At 55.9% G+C, this 24,506-nt stretch carries 27 protein-coding genes and 1 pseudogene; 5 read left to right on the forward strand and 23 right to left on the reverse strand.

Going from position 1 to position 24,506, the window contains the following annotated elements; genetic code table 11:
- Positions 1–1,710: an assimilatory sulfite reductase (NADPH) hemoprotein subunit gene (gene cysI / locus NIZ92_RS19095; RefSeq protein WP_035269572.1), complete on the forward strand. Its 1,710-nt coding sequence runs from the start codon at positions 1–3 to the stop codon at positions 1,708–1,710.
- Between the two features lies 1 nt (position 1,711).
- Complete coding sequence (gene cysG, locus NIZ92_RS19100; RefSeq protein ID WP_115634624.1) at positions 1,712–3,166, forward strand: siroheme synthase CysG; 1,455 nt, start codon at positions 1,712–1,714, stop codon at positions 3,164–3,166.
- Positions 3,167–3,492: 326 nt separating this feature from the next.
- On the opposite strand, the gene NIZ92_RS19105 is transcribed toward cysG, so the two are convergent.
- The 5 genes from NIZ92_RS19105 to NIZ92_RS19125 form a co-directional block, all read right to left on the reverse strand.
- A complete protein-coding gene (locus NIZ92_RS19105) occupies positions 3,493–4,242 on the reverse strand; it encodes an ABC transporter permease (RefSeq protein WP_254003233.1) in 750 nt (249 codons plus the stop codon).
- Between the two features lie 77 nt (positions 4,243–4,319).
- Entirely contained in the window at positions 4,320–5,516 is a 1,197-nt protein-coding gene (locus NIZ92_RS19110) for an ABC transporter substrate-binding protein (protein ID WP_254002459.1), read from the reverse strand.
- Between the two features lie 10 nt (positions 5,517–5,526).
- The gene (locus tag NIZ92_RS19115) at positions 5,527–6,336 is read right to left on the reverse strand and encodes an ABC transporter ATP-binding protein (protein ID WP_254002460.1); all 810 of its coding nucleotides are present in this window, start codon (positions 6,334–6,336) and stop codon (positions 5,527–5,529) included.
- Positions 6,333–7,424, reverse strand: coding sequence for an acyl-CoA dehydrogenase family protein (locus NIZ92_RS19120; protein WP_088451690.1), 1,092 nt, complete (start codon positions 7,422–7,424; stop codon positions 6,333–6,335). The genes NIZ92_RS19115 and NIZ92_RS19120 overlap by 4 nt, the downstream gene beginning before the upstream one ends.
- Positions 7,409–7,969 (reverse strand): carboxymuconolactone decarboxylase family protein, encoded by a 561-nt coding sequence (locus NIZ92_RS19125; protein WP_254002461.1) that lies wholly within the window; start codon positions 7,967–7,969, stop codon positions 7,409–7,411. The genes NIZ92_RS19120 and NIZ92_RS19125 overlap by 16 nt, the downstream gene beginning before the upstream one ends.
- A 129-nt stretch (positions 7,970–8,098) precedes the next feature.
- Between NIZ92_RS19125 and NIZ92_RS19130 the strand changes: the two genes are divergently transcribed.
- Complete coding sequence (locus tag NIZ92_RS19130) at positions 8,099–9,067, forward strand: AraC family transcriptional regulator (protein WP_254002462.1); 969 nt, start codon at positions 8,099–8,101, stop codon at positions 9,065–9,067.
- A gap of 361 nt (positions 9,068–9,428) precedes the next feature.
- Here the strand turns inward: NIZ92_RS19130 and rpsQ are convergent, their stop codons facing one another.
- The 18 genes and pseudogenes from rpsQ to rpsL form a co-directional block, all read right to left on the reverse strand.
- Positions 9,429–9,704, reverse strand: a complete 276-nt coding sequence (gene rpsQ / locus NIZ92_RS19135; protein WP_009462428.1) for a 30S ribosomal protein S17 — start codon at positions 9,702–9,704, stop codon at positions 9,429–9,431.
- 1 nt (position 9,705) lies between these two features.
- Positions 9,706–9,897: a 50S ribosomal protein L29 gene (gene rpmC, locus NIZ92_RS19140; RefSeq protein WP_003803032.1), complete on the reverse strand. Its 192-nt coding sequence runs from the start codon at positions 9,895–9,897 to the stop codon at positions 9,706–9,708.
- 9 nt (positions 9,898–9,906) lie between these two features.
- On the reverse strand, positions 9,907–10,323 hold the full coding sequence (rplP, locus tag NIZ92_RS19145; protein WP_003803033.1) for a 50S ribosomal protein L16: 417 nt from the start codon (positions 10,321–10,323) through the stop codon (positions 9,907–9,909).
- Between the two features lie 3 nt (positions 10,324–10,326).
- On the reverse strand, positions 10,327–11,100 hold the full coding sequence (rpsC, locus tag NIZ92_RS19150; RefSeq protein WP_003803035.1) for a 30S ribosomal protein S3: 774 nt from the start codon (positions 11,098–11,100) through the stop codon (positions 10,327–10,329).
- Positions 11,101–11,109: 9 nt separating this feature from the next.
- Complete coding sequence (gene rplV / locus NIZ92_RS19155; RefSeq protein ID WP_009462426.1) at positions 11,110–11,439, reverse strand: 50S ribosomal protein L22; 330 nt, start codon at positions 11,437–11,439, stop codon at positions 11,110–11,112.
- Between the two features lie 3 nt (positions 11,440–11,442).
- Entirely contained in the window at positions 11,443–11,718 is a 276-nt protein-coding gene (rpsS, locus tag NIZ92_RS19160) for a 30S ribosomal protein S19 (RefSeq protein ID WP_003803039.1), read from the reverse strand.
- 12 nt (positions 11,719–11,730) lie between these two features.
- Positions 11,731–12,558 (reverse strand): 50S ribosomal protein L2, encoded by an 828-nt coding sequence (gene rplB, locus NIZ92_RS19165; RefSeq protein WP_003803041.1) that lies wholly within the window; start codon positions 12,556–12,558, stop codon positions 11,731–11,733.
- 1 nt (position 12,559) lies between these two features.
- Entirely contained in the window at positions 12,560–12,856 is a 297-nt protein-coding gene (gene rplW, locus NIZ92_RS19170) for a 50S ribosomal protein L23 (protein ID WP_003803043.1), read from the reverse strand.
- Positions 12,853–13,473, reverse strand: a complete 621-nt coding sequence (gene rplD, locus NIZ92_RS19175) for a 50S ribosomal protein L4 (protein ID WP_009462425.1) — start codon at positions 13,471–13,473, stop codon at positions 12,853–12,855. Before rplD ends, rplW begins: the two co-directional genes overlap by 4 nt.
- A gap of 3 nt (positions 13,474–13,476) precedes the next feature.
- Positions 13,477–14,151 (reverse strand): 50S ribosomal protein L3, encoded by a 675-nt coding sequence (rplC, locus tag NIZ92_RS19180; RefSeq protein ID WP_003803046.1) that lies wholly within the window; start codon positions 14,149–14,151, stop codon positions 13,477–13,479.
- Positions 14,152–14,391: 240 nt separating this feature from the next.
- The gene (locus tag NIZ92_RS19185; RefSeq protein ID WP_060185547.1) at positions 14,392–15,234 is read right to left on the reverse strand and encodes an ATP-binding cassette domain-containing protein; all 843 of its coding nucleotides are present in this window, start codon (positions 15,232–15,234) and stop codon (positions 14,392–14,394) included.
- A complete protein-coding gene (locus tag NIZ92_RS19705; RefSeq protein ID WP_306459884.1) occupies positions 15,231–16,049 on the reverse strand; it encodes a proline/glycine betaine ABC transporter permease in 819 nt (272 codons plus the stop codon). Before NIZ92_RS19705 ends, NIZ92_RS19185 begins: the two co-directional genes overlap by 4 nt.
- Positions 16,050–16,208: 159 nt before the next feature.
- Positions 16,209–17,165, reverse strand: a pseudogene (locus tag NIZ92_RS19710) (glycine betaine ABC transporter substrate-binding protein); the annotation flags it as partial.
- Between the two features lie 272 nt (positions 17,166–17,437).
- A complete protein-coding gene (rpsJ, locus tag NIZ92_RS19195) occupies positions 17,438–17,749 on the reverse strand; it encodes a 30S ribosomal protein S10 (RefSeq protein ID WP_003803053.1) in 312 nt (103 codons plus the stop codon).
- Positions 17,750–17,895: 146 nt separating this feature from the next.
- Positions 17,896–19,086 carry an elongation factor Tu gene (tuf, locus tag NIZ92_RS19200; protein ID WP_009462422.1) on the reverse strand — a complete coding sequence of 397 codons (1,191 nt, stop codon included), beginning with the start codon at positions 19,084–19,086 and terminating at the stop codon, positions 17,896–17,898.
- 77 nt (positions 19,087–19,163) lie between these two features.
- Complete coding sequence (gene fusA / locus NIZ92_RS19205) at positions 19,164–21,266, reverse strand: elongation factor G (protein WP_035269563.1); 2,103 nt, start codon at positions 21,264–21,266, stop codon at positions 19,164–19,166.
- 17 nt (positions 21,267–21,283) lie between these two features.
- A complete protein-coding gene (rpsG, locus tag NIZ92_RS19210) occupies positions 21,284–21,754 on the reverse strand; it encodes a 30S ribosomal protein S7 (RefSeq protein ID WP_035269562.1) in 471 nt (156 codons plus the stop codon).
- 139 nt (positions 21,755–21,893) lie between these two features.
- On the reverse strand, positions 21,894–22,265 hold the full coding sequence (gene rpsL, locus NIZ92_RS19215; RefSeq protein ID WP_003800872.1) for a 30S ribosomal protein S12: 372 nt from the start codon (positions 22,263–22,265) through the stop codon (positions 21,894–21,896).
- A 420-nt stretch (positions 22,266–22,685) separates the two neighbouring features.
- Between rpsL and NIZ92_RS19220 the strand changes: the two genes are divergently transcribed.
- Positions 22,686–23,390 carry a response regulator transcription factor gene (locus NIZ92_RS19220; RefSeq protein ID WP_009464199.1) on the forward strand — a complete coding sequence of 235 codons (705 nt, stop codon included), beginning with the start codon at positions 22,686–22,688 and terminating at the stop codon, positions 23,388–23,390.
- A 5-nt stretch (positions 23,391–23,395) separates the two neighbouring features.
- Positions 23,396–24,490: a FecR domain-containing protein gene (locus NIZ92_RS19225; protein WP_035269560.1), complete on the forward strand. Its 1,095-nt coding sequence runs from the start codon at positions 23,396–23,398 to the stop codon at positions 24,488–24,490.
- Positions 24,491–24,506 lie beyond the last annotated feature (16 nt).

Genomic DNA, 24,506 nt, shown 5'->3' on the forward strand with positions numbered 1-24,506 from the left:
ATGACAGAAAAGAAAATCGCCGCTATCGAGCAAGTAAAAATTGATAGCCGCTATCTGCGCGGTGGCATTACCGAGGGTCTGGCAGACCCAATCACGGGCGCCATCAGCGAAGACGACAACAAGCTGCTGAAATTTCACGGCAGCTATCAGCAAGACGACCGCGACCAGCGTGAAGAGCGTCGCAAGCAAAAGCTGGAACCAGCGTTCAGCTTCATGATTCGCGCTCGCCTGCCCGGTGGCGTGGTTACGCCCGCCCAGTGGCTGGCCTTTGACCAGATCGCCTGTGACTGGGCCCAGTTTGGCCTGCGCATCACCACCCGCCAGACCTTTCAATGGCATGGCGTACGCAAGCCCTTTTTAAAACCCACACTACAAGCCATCAACAAGGCCATGTCCACGACATTGGCTACTTGTGGTGACGTGAACCGTCAGGTGGTCAGCGCCACCAATCCCTTGCTGTCCGAGCAGCATGGTCTGGTTCAAGAGTGGGCTGACAAGATTTCCGAAACCTTCCTGCCCAAAACCCGCGCCTATGCCGAGATCTGGCTGGACGGCAAAAAAGTCGAAGACGCCATTGACGGCGAAGACTTTGAACCGATTTACGGCAAGACTTACCTGCCCCGCAAATTCAAGATCGGCATTGCCGTGCCTCCCTTGAATGATGTGGACGTATTTGCGCAGGACATCGGCCTGATCGCGATTATTGAAAACAATCAGTTGCTGGGCTTTAACGTCGCCATTGGTGGTGGCATGGGTGCCACACATGGCGACGACACCACCTATCCACGGCTGGGCAGCGTGATCGGTTTTGTACGCCCTGAGCAATTGCTGGCCGTTTGCGAAGCCGTCATCACCACACAACGTGACCATGGCAACCGTGACGAGCGCCGTCATGCCCGTCTGAAATACACCGTGGATAAGCTGGGCGCCGACTGGTTCCTGGAAGAAGTGCAAAACCGCAGTGGTCAAACGCTGGAGCCGTCACGCCCCTACCATTTTGACCACAATGGCGACCGCTTCGGCTGGACCCAAGGCAGCAATGGCCGCTGGCACCTGAGTCTGCGTATCGATTCGGGCCGCATCATGGATACCGAAGTCGGCCCCTGGCTGACGGGTATGCGTGAGATCGCGAAGATCCACCAAGGGCAGTTCCGCCTGACCTGCAACCAGAACCTGATCATTGCCGATGTGCCTGAAGAAGATAAGGCCAAGATCGACAAGCTGGTTGCTGATCACAAACTGGATGTGTACCAGACACAAAGCGGCATACGCAGCAGCACGATTGCCTGTGTCTCTCTGCCCACTTGCGGTTTGGCCATGGCCGAGAGCGAACGCTACGCCCCCATCCTGCTGCCCAAGCTGGAAGCCTTGCTGGACAAGTACCAGCTGCGCGACGAGCGCATTGTGCTGCGTATCTCCGGCTGCCCCAACGGCTGCGCCCGTCCTTACCTGGGTGAAATTGCCCTGGTTGGCCGTGCTCTGGGTCGCTATGACTTGCGTCTGGGTGCGAACTTCAGCGGCGAGCGCCTGAACGTAATCTATCGTCAAAATATTGCCGAACCTGAAATTCTGAGCATTCTGGATGAGCTGTTTGGCCGCTTCGCTGCCGAGCGTCTGGAAGGCGAGCACTTTGGCGATTTTCTAGTTCGCGCTGGCGTGGTTGCCGAGCCTACAAGCCGCTTGATTCCTTTAGTTTTACAGCCAGCCTGACATGAACCTCTTTCCTTTATTCGCCAACTTGAAGCAGCGCGCGGTATTGGTGATCGGCGGTGGAGAAATCGCCGAGCGCAAAGTGCGTCTGGTCCTGGCCGCCGGTGCCCAGGTCACGCTGGTCGCCCCCTATGTGGTGGACAGTCTGGAAGAGCTGGCGAATCAAGGGCGTATTACCCTGATTCGGGAGCGCTATCAGGCCCAGCATCTGCAAGGGGCCTGGCTGATTATTGCCGCCACTGACAAGCGTGACGTGAACCAGGTCATTGCCCAGGACGCACAAGAAGCCCGCATTCTGGTCAATGTGGTGGACGACCCCGAATTGTCCAGTTTTCAGGTGCCTGCCATTGTGGATCGTTCACCGCTGATTATTGCCATTTCCTCTGCAGGGTCGGCCCCCATGTTGGCACGGCGAGTACGGGAGCAATTGGAAACCATGTTGGACCACAGCCTGGGTGCGATCAGCCGTCTGGCGCAGGAATACCGCAGCGCCATTCGGCGCGCCCGCCCCGAGCTGGGTGCGCGCCGCCGTTTCTACGACTGGCTGCTGGATGGCCCGGTAGGTGCCGCCCTGCGCAGTCAGCAAGCCGAGCAAGCCCGCTTGAGCCTGGAGAGCGCGCTGCAACAGCCTGAGTCACCCCGCGCCACACAAGGCCGCGTGATTCTGGTGGGCGCCGGTCCAGGCGATCCAGGTCTGCTGACCCTGCATGCCCTGCGTGCACTGAATCGTGCTGATGTGATTCTGTACGATCGTCTTGTATCCGATCAGGTGATGGAGCTGGCTCGTCGCGATGCCCACCGTATTTTTGTAGGCAAGCAATTGGGCGAAGATCATCACCAGACCCAAAACCGCATTCATCAATTGATGATTGAACACGCCAGAGCAGGTCAAACCGTGGTGCGCCTGAAAGGCGGCGATGGCTTTATTTTTGGCCGTGGCGGTGAAGAACTGGAATATCTGGCCGAGCATGGCATCGCATTTGAAGTGGTACCCGGCATCACGGCTGCCATCGCATGTGCGGCTTATAGCGGTATTCCTCTGACCCATCGTGACCACGCGCAGTCCGTGCAGTTTGTGACGGCTCACCGCAAAAGCGGTCATGGTATTGAGGACTGGAACCCGCTACTGGACACCAGCCAGACGGTAGCTGTGTACATGGGTTTGCAGCAAATCCTGGGCTTTAGCCATGAACTGGTGCAGCGTGGCCGCAGTGCCACCACGCCCTGCGCCTTGATTGAAAATGGCTCGCGCCCCGAACAGCGCACCTTGCTATCCACACTGGAAAATATTGCCCAGGATGCGCAGCAGCATCAGTTTGCCAGCCCCTGCATTCTGGTGATCGGTCAGGTAGCTACCTTGGGCAGTACCTTGTCCTGGTATGGCGAGCTAATCGACCAGCTCAGTCCACGTACAGCAATTACGCAGGATGCGGACAATACCCTGGTCGCTGCATGAAGGCAGTGATCAAGGCCTAGCTAGAGTCTCGTCTCAAGATCACTTTTCTATACGTACATAACCACTCAGGCTCCAGTCAGTGCGGGATTAGCATCCTTGAATACCGCTTCAAACTGAATCCAAAAAGGCCCTCAACATCTCAATGTTGAGGGCCTTTTTTATCTTTCTGCAGCTTCTGAAAAACCACTAAGCACCAGGTAAAACTGCCAGCGCCTACAAGAACAAAACTGGCAGCGGCAGATAGCCTGAGCATGCTCTGTCACTTGTCTTTCCTGGAAATACAAAACAGTCAAAGCTCTTCGCCTGTCGGCCCAAGGGCTGAGTATTTAGCGCTGTCCAAAAGCCGCAAACATGGCTCGCAACGCACTATCCAGCAAATAGCCAATCAGACCAATCAGGACAATTACGGCCATCAACTCGGAATACGCCATGCGATCACGCGTATCCAGAATCAGATAACCCAAACCGGCTGACACACCCAGCATTTCGCAAGGTACCAACACAATCCACAAGACGCCGATTGCCAGTCGGCTACCTGTCAAGACTGAGCCTACAATGCCAGGCAGAATCAAGTACAACAGCGTTTCCAGCTTGGTGGCCGCCAGACTGCGACCCAGCATCAGCCAGCGCGGATTCAGATGCCGTACGCCCGAGGCTGTATTCAGCAAGACAGGCCAGACACCGGCCACACCCAACAGAAAATAAATCGGTGCATCCCCAATGCCAAAGGCCATGACGGCAATAGGCATCCAGGACAGGGGCGAGATCATGCGCAGGAACTGGAACAAGGGAGTCAATGCGGCGTGAGCTCGCGCTGACAAGCCCAGCAGCAAACCGGCGGGCACGCCGACACCCAATGAGATCGCCAGCCCTACAAAAATACGTTGCAAGCTGGCACCTACGTGCATCCAGGTCTCGGACCAGCCCAGTATCTCCAGCAAGCTATGAAAGGCAGCTGCTGGTCCGAATTGCTGCATCAAAGGGCTGCTGGACCAGGCTGTGGCCAAGTACCACAGCACGACTCCCGCCAATAAACCGCCCAAGCCCCACAGGGTGCTGGCAATCCAGGCATTCATTTTGGGGCGTCGCAAAGACGCAGCCGATCGCGGATCAGACTGCGCCAATGACGGAGAAGAAGCAGACGCACTCAAACTCATACAACAATGCTCTCGTTGCGGGTGTATTGCTCGGACAAGCCAAACTGCGCCAGGCCCCCCTGCTTTTCCAACGCGGCACGGACAAAGCGGTCATCCACCAGATCGCTGGCTACGTGTTCAGGAGACAGCCCTTCCAGGAAACCACGCTCGCCCTGAATCAAGGTCCCTTGCAGCATTTGCACCAAGGACTCGGTGTAGCTGGGGAAAGGATAAGGTTGAAAATCGATACGCTGGTCGTCCCAGTCCGGATGACGAATCACGCCAGACTTCACGTATTGCGCACGATCCGCCGGGTCCGGGGACAGCACTTTCAACAGGTTTTCCTGAGTGTGCGGGGTATAGCGGTTCCCGCCTTCACGCGACAGAATCTGGGCCGCCTCGGCGCGGTGACTGCGTATCCAGATCTGTGCCTTGACCAGACCATCCACCACGGCTTGCGACCATTGGGGGCGAGTCTGCAAATCCTGCTCGTGCATGAAGGCCACGCAACAGGCGTGATCACGCCAGACGTCGCCAGTAAAGCGCAGGATGCGGCCCATGCCTTGAGTTTCTGCCAAAGCATTGAAAGGTTCGGCCACCGTAAAACCAGCGATCCGTCCCGAGGCCAAGGCCGGAGGCATATCCGCAGGGGCCATCACCACCAGATTGACCTCATTGGGTGCCAGCGCACCGGCGTTTTTCACGACAGGCGTCAGGCCATGTGCTTTGAGCACATGCTGCAGCACCACGTTGTGAATCGAATACCAGAAAGGAATCGCCACCGTCTGCCCGCCCAATTGCTCGGCCGAGCTGATGTTCTGCGCCACCGTGATAGCAGAGCCACTCATGTGATTCCATGCCACCACTTTTGCAGGGACGTTGCTGCCGTAGCGCGCCCACACCGTCATGGGCGAGAGCAAGTGCACCAGATTGACCTGACCGGAGATGAAAGCCTCGATCAACTGAGCCCAACTGCGCACCATCACGGGCTTTTCAACCGCAATACCCGCTTCTTCAAAATATCCATTGTGATGCGCCACCAACATGGCGGTGGCATCGGTAATCGGCAAATAGCCGATACGCAAAGGCGCATTTGACTCACTTTGTGCACGGGCAGTCCCTTGGGCCAGCAAGGGCGCAGCACCCGCAACGGTCAGCAAAGACGCCAGTTTCAGCAAGTCGCGACGGGTACGGGAAGTAGGAGATTCAATCATGAAATGCACCTTACAAAACAGAAGCGTGATCCGCCTGGGAGAGGCTTTGCTCCAGGCTGGCCACAATTTCCAGGCGTATGGCCTGAAGCCAGTTATCCAGATGAGATCGGGGGTGTGCCGGGCAGCTCCATTCACGCTGCAAACCGGCAGGACGGCCACCTAACAGCAGAACTCGGTCAGCCAGCAAAAGGGCCTCATCAATATCGTGAGTGACCAGCACAATGGCGCAGCCAGTCTGGTCGCGTATCGACAGAATCAGCTCCTGCATCTGGCGACGAGTTACTTCATCCAGGGCGCCAAAAGGTTCGTCCATCAACAAGACTTGTGGGCGTCGAGCCAGACAACGCGCAATGGCAACACGCTGTGCCATACCGCCCGACAAGGCACCAGGACGCTGATGACGGCTTTCATACAAACCAACCTGACGCAGCGCCTGTTCAACCCGCAGGCGGCGCTCGGCGGCGGATACAGAAGGCTGGCGCGCAAAACCCAGACCAAAACCAGTATTGGCCTGCACATTCAGCCACGGCAAGAGAATGGCTTCTTGAAACGCCATGGCCAAAGCGGGGTGAACCCCACGCACGGGCTGCCCCAGAAAGGACACCTCGCCCTGAGTGGGCGCTTGCAAACCGGCCAGAACCCGCAACAAAGAGGATTTACCCACTCCGCTGGGGCCCAGCAGCGCCACGATCTCTCCCGCGCGCACGTTCAAATCCAGGTTCTGCAAGATCGTCTGGCCACCGTAGGCCAGACTGATCCCCCGTGCGGACAAGAGCCCGGCCCCTTCAGAATCGGTAGGCGAGGGGGCGCCGGAACTCATACTGCATCCTGCCCAAGTTCGGCTTTCAGTTGCGCCACCGTGGGTGAAATCAAAGGCACCAGCATGGCTTCGCGATAACGGCGCAGCAGTTGCGGATGCTTGCCCTGCATATAGGTCGCCCCGCCGATCGCGGAGCTTTCCAGGGCCACAGCCTGCGACGCCAAACTACTTAGCTCGATACGGACTTTGAACAAATCAGGCGGCGTGGCCGAGCCGGGCTTACGTACGGCATCAACCAGCACATCCGACAATTCCTGCACACGATCCAGCAGGCGGCGGGCGGGCTGCTCCTGTACCCATTGGCAGCGTGGCGCATCCAGCACTTGCTTCAAGGAACGACGTGCCAAGCCCATGGTCATCCCGCATTGCAGCGCCATGAAACGGGGGCGTACCGAGCGCACAAAGTGGCCTGCATCGGGATGCAGCAAACGCTCTTGTCCCAGACGCACAGCATTGAACTTCAAAGCGGCGGTATTGCTGCCACGCAGTCCGACCAGATCCAGATCTGCGGAACGCTCCAAGCCTGGATCGCCCAGTTCTGCCACCCAAATACCGGCTTGCTCTTCAGGCATGGCGGCCACAATGGCAACCAGGCAGTTGCCGGGACGCAGATTGGTAATCCAGGGCAAGCGGCCCTCAAACTGCCAATGTCCTTGTTCAGGCTGAGCACGCACTTGCAGCTCTTCAATACCACCCAAAAACTTGATGGCATTGGACAGACCCGTCGCACCCGCAACACTGCCATCCAGCAAACCGGGCAAATAGCGCTCGCGCATGGCGGGGTCCTGAACGTCACGCAGGTATTCAATAAAGGTACGCTGGCTCCACAGGACAAAACCTGCCGTCAGCGAATGCTCGGCCACTTCCACGATGGATTGAACGGCATCACCGAAGTCGGAAAAATCCGCTTTCAGGCCCAGGCTCAACAAACCGTCTTGCGCCAGGCGAGGCAACAAGGCCTGCGCCTGAGATGCATCGCTATCCAGCGACAGGGCATGCTCTTCCAGCCACTGGGCCAAGCCAGGCGACAAAACAGGGCGCTCTGAGGCCAGCACAGGCTGCTCAGCGCGCTTTAAGGCGTTTCCCATGCGTAGGCCTCCAGCTGGCTATTGAGCGGCGTACGAGCCAGATTATTGGCAAAGTTGCAGATCGTCGCCAAGCCAATACCGGTAATCACTTCCAGAGCCTGCTGGTCGCCGTAACCGGCAGCGCGGAAATCGGCCAAAGCCTGATCCGACATCTGACCACGGGTATCAATCACGGCGCGACTGAACAGAGCCAGAGCCTGCAGGCGCTCGTCGTTGATCTGGTCAAAGCCACGCGCACGCAAAGCGGCCAGAATTTCCGGGTCCAGCTTGGCTTTATTGGTCGCAATGGCGGTGTGACCGGCCACGCAGAAGCGGCAACCGTGAGTGGTACCGGCAACCAGTTGCACGACCTCACGCTCGATCAGCGACAGGCTGGCGGTGGCGTTCAAGGCAGACATATCCTGATAGGCTTGCAGGGCAACGGGAGCATTAGCCAAAATAGCCAGCAAATTGGACAAAAAGCCGCTACCACGCACAGCTTTCTCAAGGGCTGGTTTGACCGCCTCTGGTGCGGAGTCCACAGTATGCAAAGTTAAGCGAGTCATGATGGCGACAATTCCTTAGTTAATCCGAGAAGGTTTCATTGTCGATTGACTGGCGCCTTATCTCCATGTGCGAACATAGCGGTATTCATATTAAAAATATCCACGAAAAGAAATAAGCATATTTTCTGCATGAGCGACTCTGCCTTTCCTGACAGCCATTGCGCTGTCGACTCCAAAGACACAGGACACCCTGTGGAGGAACTGCTCTTGTCCGGGCTGGAGATCTCTGCCAGCCTGTTTCACTTGGGGCAATACTGCAATCAATGGGAAAGCAGCCTGCACGGGCACCAACGCGCAGGCTTTCATGTGGTCTTGCATGGGCCGTGCTGGCTGCATATTCAGCATCAGGAAGCCTTGGCCTTGCAGGCGGGTGACGCAGTGTTTTTCTTGCGGGATGTGCCCCATCGCTTAAGCTCCTCGCCCACGCCGCCAGACTGGAATGCGGCCATGCGGCGACAAACCATGCAGAGCCTGGAGCCACAAGTGCCACACAGTACGGGCTTGCTCTGTGGTTTTCTGGATCTGGGCCGTGGTTTGAGCGAATTGCTGCTGGCAACCGTGCCTGATGTTTTGTTAATTGATGGTTCTCAGACAGATGCAGATTCAGGACGCCCTTTGCTGGACTTGATCCAGGCCGAAATGCGACGCCAGCCGCAAGCCAACTCCAGCCTGCTGGAAAAGCTGGTGGAGCTGTTGTTGTTCTATACCTTGCGCCAGCAAATCGGACAGACACCTGCCGAAGGTGCCCTGCCCGCCGGCTTGATTCATCTGGCCAGCGACTCTGCCTTTGGTAGCCTGATCGAGCAGTTGCTGCGTAAACCTGCCAAAGCCTGGTCGGTGGACGATATGGCCGCCTATCTGAATATGTCTCGTGCCGCCTTTCACCGCCGCTTTACCTTGCTGTGCGGGATGGCTCCAGCCCAAGTACTGTTGCAACTACGTATGCAGCTGGCCAAGCGTCAGCTGGAGCAAGGTCTGACCATGGAGCAGATTGCCGAGCGTATCGGTTATAGCTCTGCGGCCGCATTCAGCGCCGCGTTCAGACGCAGTGTGGGTCTCAGCCCGGCGCAATGGCGCAAGCAAGACGCGCGTCCATAAGTCAGCAAGCTGCTACAACTCTGACCCCCAGATTGTCGTCCTACCCCGAGTACGTATGCAGGGTAGCTGGCACGATATAGCCCTCGCCCCATAGTTGCCACCGCACAGAATAGAACAAGCTGTTCCCGCTTTTTTGTGAAGGCTTCCGGCTTACGCATACAAGCCGCTAAGCCCCAAGCTTGATCATTCAGTTCAGCTGCCGGTTCAAGCGGCATGACGGGCAACAAGACGAAATACGAACATTGCTCCTGTCTATGAGCAACAGCAAAGTGGACAAGCATAAAAAAACCCCAATCTGTAAACAGATCGGGGTTTTTGACCTACCAGAGCCAAGCCGAAGCCTGGGCATCTGAGCAAGCGTTTAGATCACGCGGGCTGCTTCGATCAGACGCACAACAGTCCAGGACTTGCTGCGGCTGATAGGACGGCCTTCGGTAATCTCAACGGTATCGCCTTCGTTGTACTGGTTGGTCTCGTCGTGCGCTTTGTATTTATTGGAGCGGACGATGATCTTGCCATACAAGGGATGTTTAACGCGGCGTTCAACCAGAACGACGACAGTTTTGTCCATCTTGTTGCTGACAACTTGACCGATCAGGGTACGTTGACGTTTTGCGGTAGTTTGAGTTTCGCTCATCTTACTTTCCTGCGGTCTCAGCCATGACGGTACGGACGCGAGCGATGTCGCGACGTACTTTGCCCAATTGGCTGGTGTTGGAAAGCTGTTGAGTAGCACGCTGCATGCGCAGGTTAAATTGTGCTTTCAACAGGCTCTCGAGCTCTTTTTGGAGCTCGGCGGCATCTTTAGTACGGAGTTCGCTGGCTTTCATGACGTCTCCTTAAGCACCGATCTGACGCGTTACGAACGTCGTCGAGATAGGCAGCTTGGCAGCGGCCAGACGGAATGCTTCGCGTGCCAGCTCTTCGCTAACACCTTCCATTTCGTACAGGACCTTGCCTGGTTGAATCTCAGCGACCCAGAACTCTGGATTACCCTTACCGTTACCCATACGAACTTCGGCAGGTTTCTGCGAAATTGGCTTATCGGGGAAGATGCGGATCCAGATGCGGCCACCACGTTTGATGTGACGGTTAATTGCACGACGTGCTGCTTCGATCTGGCGAGCAGTCAGACGGCCACGGTCAGTGGCTTTCAGACCAAATTCGCCAAACGAAACTTGCGCACCGCGAGTAGCCAGACCGGTGTTACGGCCTTTGTGCTCTTTGCGATACTTTCTGCGAGAAGGTTGCAGCATGTTTTATTCTCCTTCGGACGCAGCAGGAGCAGCGTCTTTACGAGGACCGCGGCCACGACCACCTGGACGGCGGTTTTCAGGGCGGTCACCACGTGGACGACGTGGGCGGCGCTCTTCAGGGGCTACGGTGTCAACAGGCATTTCGCCGTTAGGCAGCATGTCGCCCTTGTAGACCCAGACCTTGATACCGATGATCCCGTACGTCGTGTGCGCTTCGGAAGTACCGTAATCGATGTTAGCGCGCAGGGTGTGCAGAGGCACACGGCCTTCGCGGTACCATTCGGTACGAGCGATTTCGATGCCGTTCAAGCGACCCGAGCTCATGATCTTGATGCCTTGGGCACCCAGACGCATGGCGTTTTGCATGGAACGCTTCATCGCACGACGGAACATGATGCGCTTTTCCAATTGCTGAGCAATGGAGTCGGCGATCAGTTGAGCGTCGGTTTCAGGTTTGCGAATTTCTTCGATGTTAACGTGCACTGGCACGCCCAACAGGCGCTGCAGGTCAGCCTTCAGGCTTTCGATATCCTCGCCGCGCTTGCCGATCACTACACCAGGACGAGCCGAGTAAATAGTGATGCGAGCATTCTTGGCAGGACGCTCGATGACCACACGGCCAACGGACGCACTTTTCAGCTTGCGTTTCAGGTATTCGCGCACACGGATGTCGTCAGCCAACATCGTACCGAACTCAGCACCGTCAGCGTACCAACGCGAGCTCCAGTTACGGTTAACAGCCAGGCGGAACCCAATTGGGTGGATTTTCTGTCCCATTGTGACTCCTTAAGCGCCGACTTTGACCACAATGTGGCAAGTCTGCTTCTCAATACGGTTACCGCGGCCTTTGGCTCGTGCAGAAAAACGCTTCAACGACTGAGCCTTGTCCACGTAAATGGAGGTGACTTTCAGTTCGTCGATGTCGGCGCCGTCATTGTGCTCAGCGTTGGCAATAGCCGATTCCAGAGCTTTCTTGATGATGCCAGCGGCTTTCTTGGGAGTGAAAGTCAGCGTATTCAGAGCGTGAGCGACGGACTTGCCGCGGACCATGTCCGCAACCAGACGTGCTTTTTGCGCCGAAATATGGACTCCACGAATAATTGCTGTAGTTTCCATCACTTATCTCCGGGCCTTTTTGTCCGCAGCGTGACCCTTGAAAGTACGGGTCAAGGCGAACTCGCCGAGCTTGTGGCCAACCATGTTCTCGTTGATGTAAACGGGAATGTGTTGACGGCCATTGTGAACGGCAATCGTCAGCCCAATGAACTCGGGCAGGATGGTAGAGCGGCGCGACCAGGTTTTGATTGGTCGCTTGTCGTTACCCACAACGGCTGCGTCAACCTTTTTGATCAGGTGAGCATCAACGAATGGGCCTTTTTTGATCGAACGTGACATAGTGTTCGCCCCTTACTTGCGCTTACGGCGCGAAACAATCATGTTGTCTGTGCGCTTGTTACGACGGGTGCGGTAGCCCTTGGCAGGAGTACCCCATGGGCTGACTGGCTCACGGCCTTCACCCGTACGACCTTCACCACCACCGTGCGGGTGATCGACTGGGTTCATCGCCACACCGCGAACGGTAGGACGAATACCACGCCAGCGAACAGCACCGGCTTTACCGATTTGACGCAGGCTGTGATCGTGGTTGCTGACTTCGCCAATCGTGGCGCGGCAGTCGATGTGAATGCGGCGAACTTCACCGGAACGCAGACGCACTTGAGCGTACGTGCCTTCACGAGCCAGCAACACAGCGGAACCACCAGCGGAACGAGCGATTTGAGCACCCTTACCAGGCAGCATCTCGATGCAGTGAATGGTTTGACCCACAGGAATGTTGCGGATAGGCAAAGTGTTGCCGGAACGGATAGGAGCTTCCGCGCCAGACACAACCGTTGCACCCACTTCCAGACCACGAGGGGCGATGATGTAACGACGCTCGCCGTCTGCGTAGCACACCAATGCGATGTGAGCGCTGCGGTTAGGGTCGTATTCCAGACGTTCTACTTTCGCAGGAATACCGTCCTTGTTGCGACGGAAGTCGACAATACGGTAATGCTGCTTGTGACCGCCGCCACGGTGACGAACCGTGATGTGGCCGTTGTTGTTACGGCCAGCACTGCTGGATTTCTTTTCCAGCAAAGCCGCGTAAGGAGCGCCTTTGTGCAGTTCAGGGTGAACCACTTTGATCATGCCACGGCGACCTGGCGACGTTGGTTTTACTTTTACCAATGCCATATTAGTTCACCTCAGAAAAGTCGAGTTCCTGACCGGGCTTGAGCGAGACATATGCCTTGCGCACACTGCGGCGGCGACCCATGAAACGGCCAAAGCGCTTTTCCTTGCCCTTCTGATTGAGCACCTGCACCGACTCAACTTCTACTTTGAACAGCAGTTCAATAGCAGCTTTGATTTCAGGCTTGGTAGCATCAGGAGCGACGCGGAAAGCGATTTGCTGATTTTTTTCGGCAACGTACGTGGCTTTTTCAGTCACGACAGGAGCCAGAATTACTTGCAATAGACGTTCGGCGTTCATCCCAACATCTCCTCAAACTGAGCGACAGCCGCTTTGGTGACCAACACTTTTTTGTAGTGGATCAGGGACAGCGGGTCGGCGTAGCGTGGTTCAACCACAGCAACGTGAGGCAGGTTACGCGTAGCCAGGTACACGTTCTCGTCCAGCGCGTCGGTGATGATCAGCACGGATTCCAGGCCCAGGTCTTTCAGCTTGTTGGCTGCCAGACGGGTCTTGGGTGCTTCCAGAGTGAAGGAATCAACAACCAACAGACGCTCGTCACGGACCAACTGAGACAGAATCGCGCTGATACCGGCGCGGTACATCTTCTTGTTGACCTTGTGTGCGTAGTTTTCTTCACCGGTGTTGGGGAATGCACGACCGCCTCCACGCCACACGGGCGAGGATGTCATACCAGCACGAGCGCGGCCGGTGCCTTTCTGGCGCCATGGCTTCTTGGTGCTGTGGTTGACTTCGGCACGAGTCAATTGCTTGCTGTTACCGCTGCGAGCATTGGCTTGGTATGCAACAACGATCTGGTGAACCAGTGCTTCGTTGAATTCACGACCGAAAACGGTTTCGTTGGCCTGCAATGTGGATGCAGCTTGGCCTTGTTCGTTCAGGAGCTTCAGTTCCATGGATTAGGCTCCTTTCACAGCAGGGCGCACAACGATATTGGCATTCTTGTGACCTGGGACAGCGCCCCGGACCAGCAACAAGCCACGCTCGGCGTCGACGCGGATCACGTCAAGATTCTGAACCGTACGGGTAACGTCACCCATATGGCCCGACATTTTTTTACCTTTGAACACACGGCCTGGATCCTGGGCTTGACCAATGGAACCGGGTACGCGGTGCGAGCGCGAGTTACCGTGGCTGTTACGCTGGCCGCCAAAATTGTGGCGTTTGATGGTACCGGCAAAGCCTTTACCAATCGTGGTGCCCGTAACGTCAACCTTCTGACCCGCTTCGAAAATGCTTTCCACAGCAACTACGGAACCGGCGGAAAGCTCGGCGATAGCAGCGGGGTCGAGGCGGAATTCTTTCAGGATGCTGCCAGCTTCAACGCCAGCTTTTGCATAGTGCCCTGCCTGGGGCTTGGTAACGCGTGTTGCACGACGGGTGCCAAAGGCAACCTGTACAGCAGCGTAACCGTCAACTGCGGGCGTCTTGACCTGGGTGATGCGGTTGTTGGACACGTCCAGCACGGTCACAGGGATGGACTCGCCTTCCTCTGTAAACACACGGGTCATGCCAACTTTACGCCCAACAAGGCCCAGCCGCCACGCGGCAGGCGTAGGTGTCGAGTTCGACATCGTTTTCTCCATTCCTGACTACGATTGGTCAGGGCTAACTGAGAGTACACGCAATAATTTGCGCGACGACCATAGCCAAAACTTTTTGGCTAAGCTAGTAAATATAGCACGCAGCTGTAAAGCCAAGCAAGATTTACTGCAAAAATCCGCCCTAAACTGCTTGATTGACAACAGTTTTTTTGAATTCGGGGTGCTTGGCTACACAGTCTGAATCAGAAAAATTGATCTACCGCGCATTTTCTATTGGTGCGCCTTATTGACAAAACGAGCCACGTATTCGTTCACCGGTTCATCACGAATTTGAGCCGGAGTACCGCTTTGTTCCACCCTGCCCTCACGTAGCACCACAATATGCTGGCCCAACCGTAATGCCTCATCAATATCGTGAGTAATAAAGATGATGGTTTTGTTCAGGCTGCTTTGCAGGCGTAAAAGCTCATCCTGCATCTCGTAGCGAATCAAGGGATCCAGGGCCGAGAAGGCTTCGTCCATCAAAAGAATGTCTGCATCAACGGCCAAGGCTCGGGCAAGTCCTACTCGTTGCTGCATCCCGCCTGACAATTCGTCCGGATAGTTATCGGCATAATCATGCAGACCCACGCGCTCCAGCCATTGCCGAGCCTGCTCTCTGGCCTGTGAACGCTTGTCTCCTCGGACCTCCAGACCGAAGGCGACGTTCTCCACCACCGTCAAATGGGGCAGCAAGCCAAAGGCCTGAAAGACCATGCTGATTCCATAGCGACGAAATTGTCGCAAGCTGGCCATGTCCAGCTGCAATATGTCCTGCCCATCCACCAACACCTGCCCGGCACTGGGGTCGATCAAACGGTTGATGTGACGCACCAGCGTGGATTTGCCCGAACCGGATAAACCCATGACGCAGGATATCTGCTGCGCGGGAAAGCAGGCATCGACCCCTGCCAGGCCTACGATGCAATCCGTCTGCTTTTGCACGGCCTGCTTGTCGGCCCCCTGCTTTAACAGCTCTACGGCTTCGGTCGCCCGGCTCCCAAAGACCTTATAAACGTCTCGCAGTTCTATCTTGCAGGCCTGCTCACCCGAGGGGGTAGGAATGATATTCATGCTTGCCTCCTGACCTTGCGACGGTGACGCTGGGAACGACCAAAGGATTGAGAGATTCGGTCAATAACAATGGCCAGGATCACAATCGCCACCCCTGCCTGCAAACCACGCCCTATATCCAGTGTCTGAATACCAGCCAGCACGTCTTCACCCAAACCCTGGGCTCCAATCATGGAAGCGACCACCACCATGGACAAGGCCATCATGGTGGTTTGATTAATACCGGCCATGATGCTGGGCCGCGCCAGGGGCAAGGTGACCTTGGTCAGCATTTGCCAGCGTGTAACCCCGTACGCCTGGGCTGCTTCCATCACATGTTTGTCCACCTGTCGCAAGCCCAGGCTGGTCAGGCGAATCAAGGGAGGGACGGCATAGACAACAGTGGCCAAAACGGCGGGAACCTTACCCAGACCGAACAGCATCAGTACCGGGATCAGATACACAAAACTGGGCATGGTTTGCATCACATCCAGTACGGGCGTCAGCACTTTTCTAAGCAGGCGGCTACGAGCACTAAGAATGCCAACCGGGACGCCGATCAGCACAGAAAAGACCGTGGCCACCAGTACCAAGGTGAAGGTTTGCATCAGCTTGTCCCACAGGCCCATAGCGCCTATCAAGTACAGGCCAGCTACATAGAGCAGAACAGGCAAAAAGCGCCGTTGTCCCCACCAGGCCAGCAAACCGGTCAAGGCCAGAATCGCCCAGGCAGGCACCTGCTGCAAGACACGCTCCACCGGCAAAATGGCATGCGTCAGAATCCAGGCGCTGATCTGACGAAAACCTGTGCCCCAATCCTGCACGGCCACCAACAACTGACGATTAACCCAGTCTGCAGCTGACCACTCCGGGAAGAAGCGGGACTGCGCTGCGGCGACCGGCTGTATTGCCTGAGGTTCCAAAGCTGCCTGCAAGCGATCTGCCTGGGCCATTGGCATCCACTGACGCCATTGCTCTGCATTCTCTTTCAGGAACTTCTGTACCTGGGTGCTGGCGTTCTGCCCACCCTCTGTCATGCCCAGAATAATCTTGTTCATCTGTTCGGGCTCCAGCTGGATCTTTTCAAACAAGGTCACCAGCTCGGGGTGGGACTCTACGAAAGGAGTAGAAGCCGCTACGCCTATATGCGCCAGGATAAAGTCCGTTGGACAGATCTTGCCCTTACCCGACACAGCGGCTTCCCAACAGCTTTCATTGAAAGGCGCGCTAGCTAACTTCTTGAAGGAATACTTGGCCATCAGACCCGCAGGCTGCCAGTAATAGAACAGGATCGGTTCACGCCTGTCATAGGCGGCGCTGATTGCCGCATCCAGAGCCGCGCCCGTACCGGGCCGAAAGTTTTGATAGTGTTCGCCCAGACCATAGAGATCGAACAGGCGACTATTGAAGGTTTCACATACCCAGCCGGAGGGGCAGTTATAGAAGCGGCCTTTATTGGGCTGTTCCGGGTCACTAAAAACAGTGGCGTAACGCCCTAAATCCTCAACTTTCTGTAGCTCGGGTGCAGTGGGCTTGATTCCCTTGTCCGGGTCGCCGTCGACCACATAGTCCGGCACATACCAGCCCTGTTCTGCCCCACCCTTCAGGGTATTACCAAGTACCTGCACCTGGCCGGCTTCAATGGCTTTTTCAATGATCTCGGTACGTCCCGACCAGATCTCGCCAATTACTTGAATATCATTTTGCGCCAGCGCACTTTCCAAAGCCGCCGAGGAGCCTGGAACCCGTTCGGTCTTGCAACCGTAGGCCTTCTCCAGAATCTGCTGATACAGCTCGGTGCTAAATGCTGCGCTCTCCCAGCTCAGGTCCGCCAGCCGTATGGGTTTGTCGTCCCCACACGCTTGCGCTGATGCACTGCTTCCCCACAGACATAGCCAGAGCGCCAGGAAATACCACAGGGCCAGGAACGGCTGTCGTCTCCGATTTATCATTCTTGTCCTCCTTCAACCCTGCCCATCGTCGCATTTGTAGCCCTGGCAAAGTGTGTCCGGTCGTAAAAAGTAGACCAAAACCCGCTTTTTCCCAATCACAACACCATGATGAACTAGCCATGAAGCACCTAAGAGCAAAGCTCTTGTTCTGTTCAGGATAAACGGGCAGTCGCCATTGCTCCTGCAGCGTCCGAAGGAAACGTGCAGACGAAAAAAAACGCCATGCAGTTGCATGGCGTTTCTTTCGATGTAACTCGAACAGCTAGGCAGAATTACTGCAGAGCGATTTCGACGTCAACACCGGCTGGCAAATCCAGACGCATCAGAGCGTCGACGGTCTTGTCGGTAGGATCGACAATGTCCATCAAGCGCTGGTGGGTACGCATTTCAAACTGATCGCGCGATGTCTTGTTGACGTGCGGCGAACGCAGAATGTCGTAGCGACGGATACGTGTTGGCAGTGGTACTGGACCACGAACAACAGCGCCGGTGCGCTTGGCGGTTTCTACGATCTCAGCAGCAGACTGATCGATCAACTTGTAATCGTAAGCCTTCAGACGGATGCGGATTTTCTGGTTTTTCATGGGTAATCCTAAAGAACGATATAAGTGGGGGCTTTTTGACCGGGTTTATCGATAACTCGAAGAAACGCTGACTAAAAAGCACCCCTTTTGGGGGTAGCAAAGACGCGGCGGGAAGGTTTGCACCTTCACACCGCGATCAAGGCTTATTACTTGATGATTTTTGCAACCACGCCAGCGCCAACGGTACGGCCGCCTTCGCGAATAGCGAAGCGCAGACCTTCTTCCATGGCGATAGGAGCGATCAGGGACACTTTCATCGAAATGTTGTCGCCTGGCAGAACCATTTCCTTGTCTTCTGGCAGCTCGATGGTGCCGGTCACGTCAGTTGTACGGAAGTAGAACTGAGGACGGTAGCCCTTGAAGAAAGGAGTGTGACGACCACCTTCTTCTTTGGACAGAATGTACACCTCGGCGTCGAAGTCCGTGTGTGGCTTGATCGAACCGGGCTTGGCCAGAACCTGACCACGTTCCACGTCTTCACGCTTGGTACCACGCAGCAGCAGACCGACGTTATCGCCAGCTTCGCCCTGGTCCAGCAGTTTGCGGAACATTTCAACGCCGGTACAAATGGTCTTGACCGTGTCTTTGATACCCACGATTTCGATTTCTTCGCCGACTTTGATGATGCCGCGCTCAATACGACCGGTCACAACCGTACCACGGCCGGAGATCGAGAACACGTCTTCAACAGGCATCAAGAAGGTACCGTCAACGGCACGCTCAGGCGTAGGAATGTAGCTGTCCAGCGCTTCGGCCAGAGCCAGAACGGCTTGGCTGCCCAGTGGGCCTTCGTCGCCTTCCAGAGCCAGTTTGGCCGAACCCTTGATGATCGGGGTGTCGTCGCCAGGGAAGTCGTACTTGGACAACAGTTCACGAACTTCCATTTCAACCAGTTCGATCAGCTCTTCGTCATCAACCATGTCGGCCTTGTTCAGGAACACGATGATGTAAGGAACGCCAACCTGACGGCTCAGCAGGATGTGCTCGCGAGTCTGGGGCATTGGGCCGTCAGCGGCCGAGCAAACCAAGATAGCGCCGTCCATCTGGGCAGCACCGGTAATCATGTTCTTGACGTAGTCAGCGTGGCCGGGGCAGTCAACGTGAGCGTAGTGACGGTTAGGCGTTTCGTACTCAACGTGCGACGTGCTGATGGTGATACCACGTGCTTTTTCTTCAGGGGCGTTGTCGATCTGCGAGTAATCGCGTGCTTCGCCGCCGTATGCCTTGGACAGAACCGTGCAGATTGCAGCGGTCAGAGTGGTTTTACCGTGGTCAACGTGACCGATAGTACCGACGTTGACGTGCGGTTTAGTCCGTTCAAACTTACCTTTTGCCATGATTTATCCCAATTATGTTTTACAGGAAAACAAAAAAATTGTTGAGCAGCCCGCCATAGGGCGGGCTGATATTGCTATTACTTACCGCGAGCGCTGATCACTTCGTCAGCCACGTTCTTTGGAGCTTCAGCATATTGCTTGAATTCCATCGTGTACGTAGCGCGACCTTGTGTTTGCGAACGCAGGCTGGTCGAGTAACCGAACATCTCGGCCAGAGGAACCTCGGCCTTGATGACCTTACCACCACCAACCATATCGTCCATACCCTGAACCATACCGCGACGGGAGGACAAGTCACCCATCACTGTACCGGCGTATTCCTCAGGGGTTTCAACTTCTACAGCCATGGTGGGCTCCAGCAGAACTGGGGCAGCCTTGCGCATACCATCCTTGAAGGCCATCGAAGCGGCCATACGGAAGGCGTTTTCGTTCGAGTCCACATCGTGGTACGAACCGAAGAACAGCGTAGCCTTGACGTCAACCACTGGGTAGCCAGCGACCACACCTGCGGACAGGGTTTCGCGAATACCTTTTTCAACGGCAGGAATGAATTCGCGAGGAACCACACCGCCCTTGATGGCGTCAACGAACTCAAAGCCGCCGCCTGCTTCCAGGGGCTCCAGCTTGAGGACAACGTGACCGTACTGACCACGACCACCGGACTGTTTGACGAATTTACCTTCGATTTCGTCGCAAGTCTTGCGGATGGTTTCGCGGTAAGCCACTTGTGGTTTACCCACGTTGGCTTCCACGCCGAATTCACGGCGCATGCGGTCTACCAGAACTTCCAGGTGCAGCTCGCCCATACCGGAAATAATGGTCTGGCCGGATTCTTCGTCGCTGCTGACGCGGAAAGAAGGATCTTCCTGAGCCAGACGGGACAAGGCCACGCCCATTTTTTCCTGGTCGGACTTGGTTTTTGGTTCCACAGCCTGCGAAATCACGGGCTCTGGGAACTCCATGCGTTCCAGAATGATGTGCTGACCGGCGTCACACAGGGTTTCACCTGTGGTCACGTCTTTCAGACCCACCACGGAAGCGATGTCACCAGCAACCAGTTCTTTCAGCTCGGCACGGTTGTTTGCGTGCATCTGCAAGATACGGCCGATACGCTCTTTCTTGCCCTTGATAGGGTTGTAGACCGTGTCGCCCGAACGCAGAACGCCCGAGTAAACGCGTACGAAAGTCAATTGACCAACAAAGGGGTCAGTCATCAGCTTGAACGCCAGAGCGGACATAGGCTCTTCGTCGTTGGCTTTACGATGAATGACTTCACCGTCATCGTCCGTACCTTCGACAGGTGGAATATCCACAGGCGATGGCAGGTAGTCGATCACGGCGTCCAGCATGCGCTGTACACCCTTGTTCTTGAACGCGGTACCGCACAGCATTGGCTGAATTTCGCAGGCAATGGTACGTGTACGCAGACCCAGGTTGATGTCCTCTTCGGAGAGATCACCGTTTTCCAGGTACTTGTTCATCAGGTCTTCGCTGGCTTCAGCAGCCGACTCGACCATTTTTTCGCGCCATTCTTCGGCCGAAGCTTGCAGCTCGGCAGGAATGTCGGTGTATTCAAACTTCACGCCGTTGCTGGCTTGATCCCAGATGATTGCTTTCATCTTGATCAGGTCAACCACGCCTTGGAACTCTTCTTCAGCGCCGATCGGGATAACGACAGGCACGGGGTGGGCTTTCAGACGCAGCTTGAGCTGGTCGTAAACCTTGAAGAAGTTAGCGCCAGTACGGTCCATCTTGTTGATGAAGGCCAGACGAGGCACGCCATACTTGTTGGCTTGACGCCATACGGTTTCCGACTGAGGCTGAACACCACCCACCGCGCAGTAAACCATGCAAGCGCCGTCCAGCACGCGCATGGAACGCTCAACTTCAATAGTGAAGTCAACGTGACCGGGGGTATCAATGATGTTGATACGGTGTTCTGGGTAATTGCCCGCCATACCACGCCAGAAAGCAGTGGTAGCAGCCGAGGTAATGGTGATCCCGCGCTCTTGCTCTTGCTCCATCCAGTCCATGGTGGCCGAACCTTCGTGGGTTTCGCCCAGCTTGTGGTTCACACCGGTGTAGAACAGGATGCGCTCGGTAGTGGTCGTTTTCCCGGCGTCGATGTGAGCCGAGATACCGATATTGCGGTAGCGCTGAATGGGGGTTTTGCGGGCCATGGTTATATGTCCTCAGATTACCAACGGAAATGGCTGAATGCTTTGTTAGCATCGGCCATCTTGTGCGTGTCTTCACGCTTTTTCATTGCACCGCCACGGCCTTCGGCCGCATCGGACAATTCGCCGGCCAGGCGCAAGTCCATCGATTTTTCACCGCGCTTTTTAGCGGCTTCGCGCATCCAGCGCATGGCCAGAGCCAGACGACGGACAGGGCGCACTTCGACAGGAACCTGGTAGTTAGCACCACCAACACGGCGGCTCTTGACTTCAACAACAGGTTTTACATTATTGATGGCAGCATTAAACACTTCGAGCGGATCTTTGCCGGTTTTCTGCGCAATTTGTTCCAGCGCGCCATAAACAATACGTTCGGCAACAGCTTTCTTGCCGGACAGCATGACCACGTTCATGAATTTGGCCAGCTCAACGCTGCCAAATTTTGGGTCAGGTAGGATTTCACGTTTGGGTACTTCGCGACGGCGAGGCATTTTAATTTCCTTGTGACTATTCAGTTGAACCGCTTTTCGCGGTCTCGGTCATTCATGACAAATGACCACTTACCTACCATGGCACTCAGGCCACGGTTGCACGGATCCAGATCAGTGAACTGATCGATGGATACATGGATTACTTGGGACGCTTGGCGCCGTACTTGGAGCGGGCTTGTTTACGATCCTTGACGCCTTGCAGGTCAAGAGCACCGCGAACAATGTGGTAACGCACACCTGGCAAGTCTTTAACACGACCACCACGGACGAGAACGACCGAGTGCTCTTGCAGGTTGTGGCCTTCACCACCGATGTAAGAAATGACTTCGAAGCCGTTGGTCAGACGCACTTTGGCGACTTTACGCAGAGCGGAGTTAGGCTTCTTGGGGGTCGTGGTGTATACACGGGTGCAAACACCGCGGCGTTGTGGGCAGTTCTCGAGCGCAGGGCTCTTGCTGCTAACGCGGCTGACTTCGCGCGGTTTACGCACGAGCTGGCTAATGGTTGGCATGACCTTTACGTATCCTATAACGTACTTTACGTACTGGTTGACGTATATGTTTTGAAAAACGCCGTCCAGTTGGCGGGTGTTGAAACCCTGGACCGGAAGCGGCATTGCGCAATACCACTCCCCATAAAACACGAAAAAGAGCGGTCTTGCACATGGCTTGGGCTTGATTTCAAGCACTAAAAAAGTGCCCGCAGCCCCTAAATTCAGGGCTGCCATCAAATTACTGCAAGGTGTACCGGCAAAGGATCCTTAAAGTAAGCTCTAAAATTTACCACAGTAAACCCTTATAGGTCAACGATTTGGACACCAATCCGGCAGTTTCCCGTTGTCACGGCACACGCATGGAAGCACTTGGTCACTCGCTATCTACATATCGTTATACTGCAGGGCTATTGCACTTCTGCGACAAGGACAATACCCATGATCATCGCTTCCCTGGAAGACGACCTCGTCCAGGCTGAACTGATTGCCCGGATCCTGACCGAGGCTGGCTATGAATGTCGCTCCTTTCATCAAGGAAAGGACCTGCTGGCCGCTCTGGCCAAGCCACATAATTTCGGTTTATTGCTACTGGACTGGGAACTGCCGGACGTCAGCGGCCTGGATGTGTTGCGTTGGGTTCGCACCACACTGGGCCATGCCCTGCCCGTCATATTCCTGACCAGCCGTACCCAGGAAGAGGATCTGGTCACGGGTTTGCAGGCCGGAGCCGACGACTATATTAATAAGCCCGTACGCAAGGGAGAGCTGGTTGCGCGCGTCAATGCCGCTGTGCGCCGTCTGGATCTGAGCACCTCGGCCACTCAGGACAGCCGCTTTTCGTTTGCAGGCTACGATATCTTTCCTGAACAAGGCCATATTGTGCTGAACGGTGAAACCGTTACTCTGGCGCCCAAAGAATTTGAATTGGCCCTTTTGCTGTTTCGCAACCCCGGCCGCCTGTTCTCGCGTGATGTTTTAAGCTCCGCGGTCTGGAACCGGGAAATTCCGGCCACCTCCCGTACGCTGGACACTCACCTGTCCAACATACGCCGTAAACTCCAGTTGCGACCCGAAAACGGGGTACGCCTGACGGCGTCTTACGCCCTGGGCTATCGCCTTGAACTTTTGACCGACCCTAGCTGATTTCTATGATTACTTTGCGTATCGCCGCGCCTCTCGTTTGCGGCCTGATTTGGGGTGGCGTCGTGTCAGCCCAACCTTCTGGCGCCCGCGGCGAAAATTTTGTCTATAAAGTGCTGGCCGGTGACACCTTGCTGGGCATCTCCCAGACCTACACCCGCCAGGACCGCAACTGGTCCGAAATTCAGCGTCTGAACGCGGTGGCCGATCCCTACCGTCTGCCTATTGGCAAAGAACTGCACATCCCATTTCGCATGATTCCGGAAGTGCCCGCCCCCGCCCGTATCACTCACCAGACCGGCCAAATTCTTGTGAACGGTCAAGCACTGGGTGCAGGAACGACTCATTTGCAAGAAGGTGACCTGATCCGCACAGGCAGCAATGGCTACCTTACGTTGGAGTTGCAAGACGGCAGCCAACTGAGCGTACCCGCACAGGCATCCTTGAGCGTGGCTCGCATGCGTGCCTTTGAAGGCACCGGCCTGACCGACTCGATCATCGCTCTGGACGATGGCGACGTGGAATCACGCGTTTCCCCGGAAAAAACCGGCGTAGGTCGCTTTGAAGTCCGCACCCCTGTCAGCATTACCGGTGTACGTGGCACCGAATTGCGTGTGCGTACTCAACAAGGCATGGCTCACAGCGAAGTGCTGGAAGGCCGCGCAGAATTGGGAACCCAGCAACGCAGCACCCCCACCGCCCTGAAGCAGAATCAAGGGGCCGCTGTAGGCACAGATGGCAATATCATGGCGCTGGAGCCTTTGTTGCCCGCTCCGCAGATCTCCACGCCCGAGCGTCGCGGTGGCCAATGGAACAGCACGATTCAGGCCGTGCCCGGTGCCCAGGCCTATCTGGTCCAGACCTCTACCGACCCGCAAGGTGCCAAGCTGCTGTCGCGTAACATTACGACAGATACGGATATTCAGTTCGGTGCCTCGCGTCCCGGCACGTACTACGTTACCGTTCGTGCCATTGACCGCCATGGTCTAATGGGCCCGGACACAATCGAAAGCTTTGAAGGCGCAGCCAGCCTGACCAGCTCGGATGGCCAAGCCGTGGTCAGCAATTTTGGCGATCCAATCCTGCTCTCTCAGTTCGAGTAGCTAAACGGCGTACGGC

The organism is Alcaligenes sp. 1735tsa3, from assembly GCF_024134565.1.
In the GTDB taxonomy this organism is placed as follows: Bacteria; Pseudomonadota; Gammaproteobacteria; order Burkholderiales; family Burkholderiaceae_B; genus Alcaligenes; species Alcaligenes phenolicus.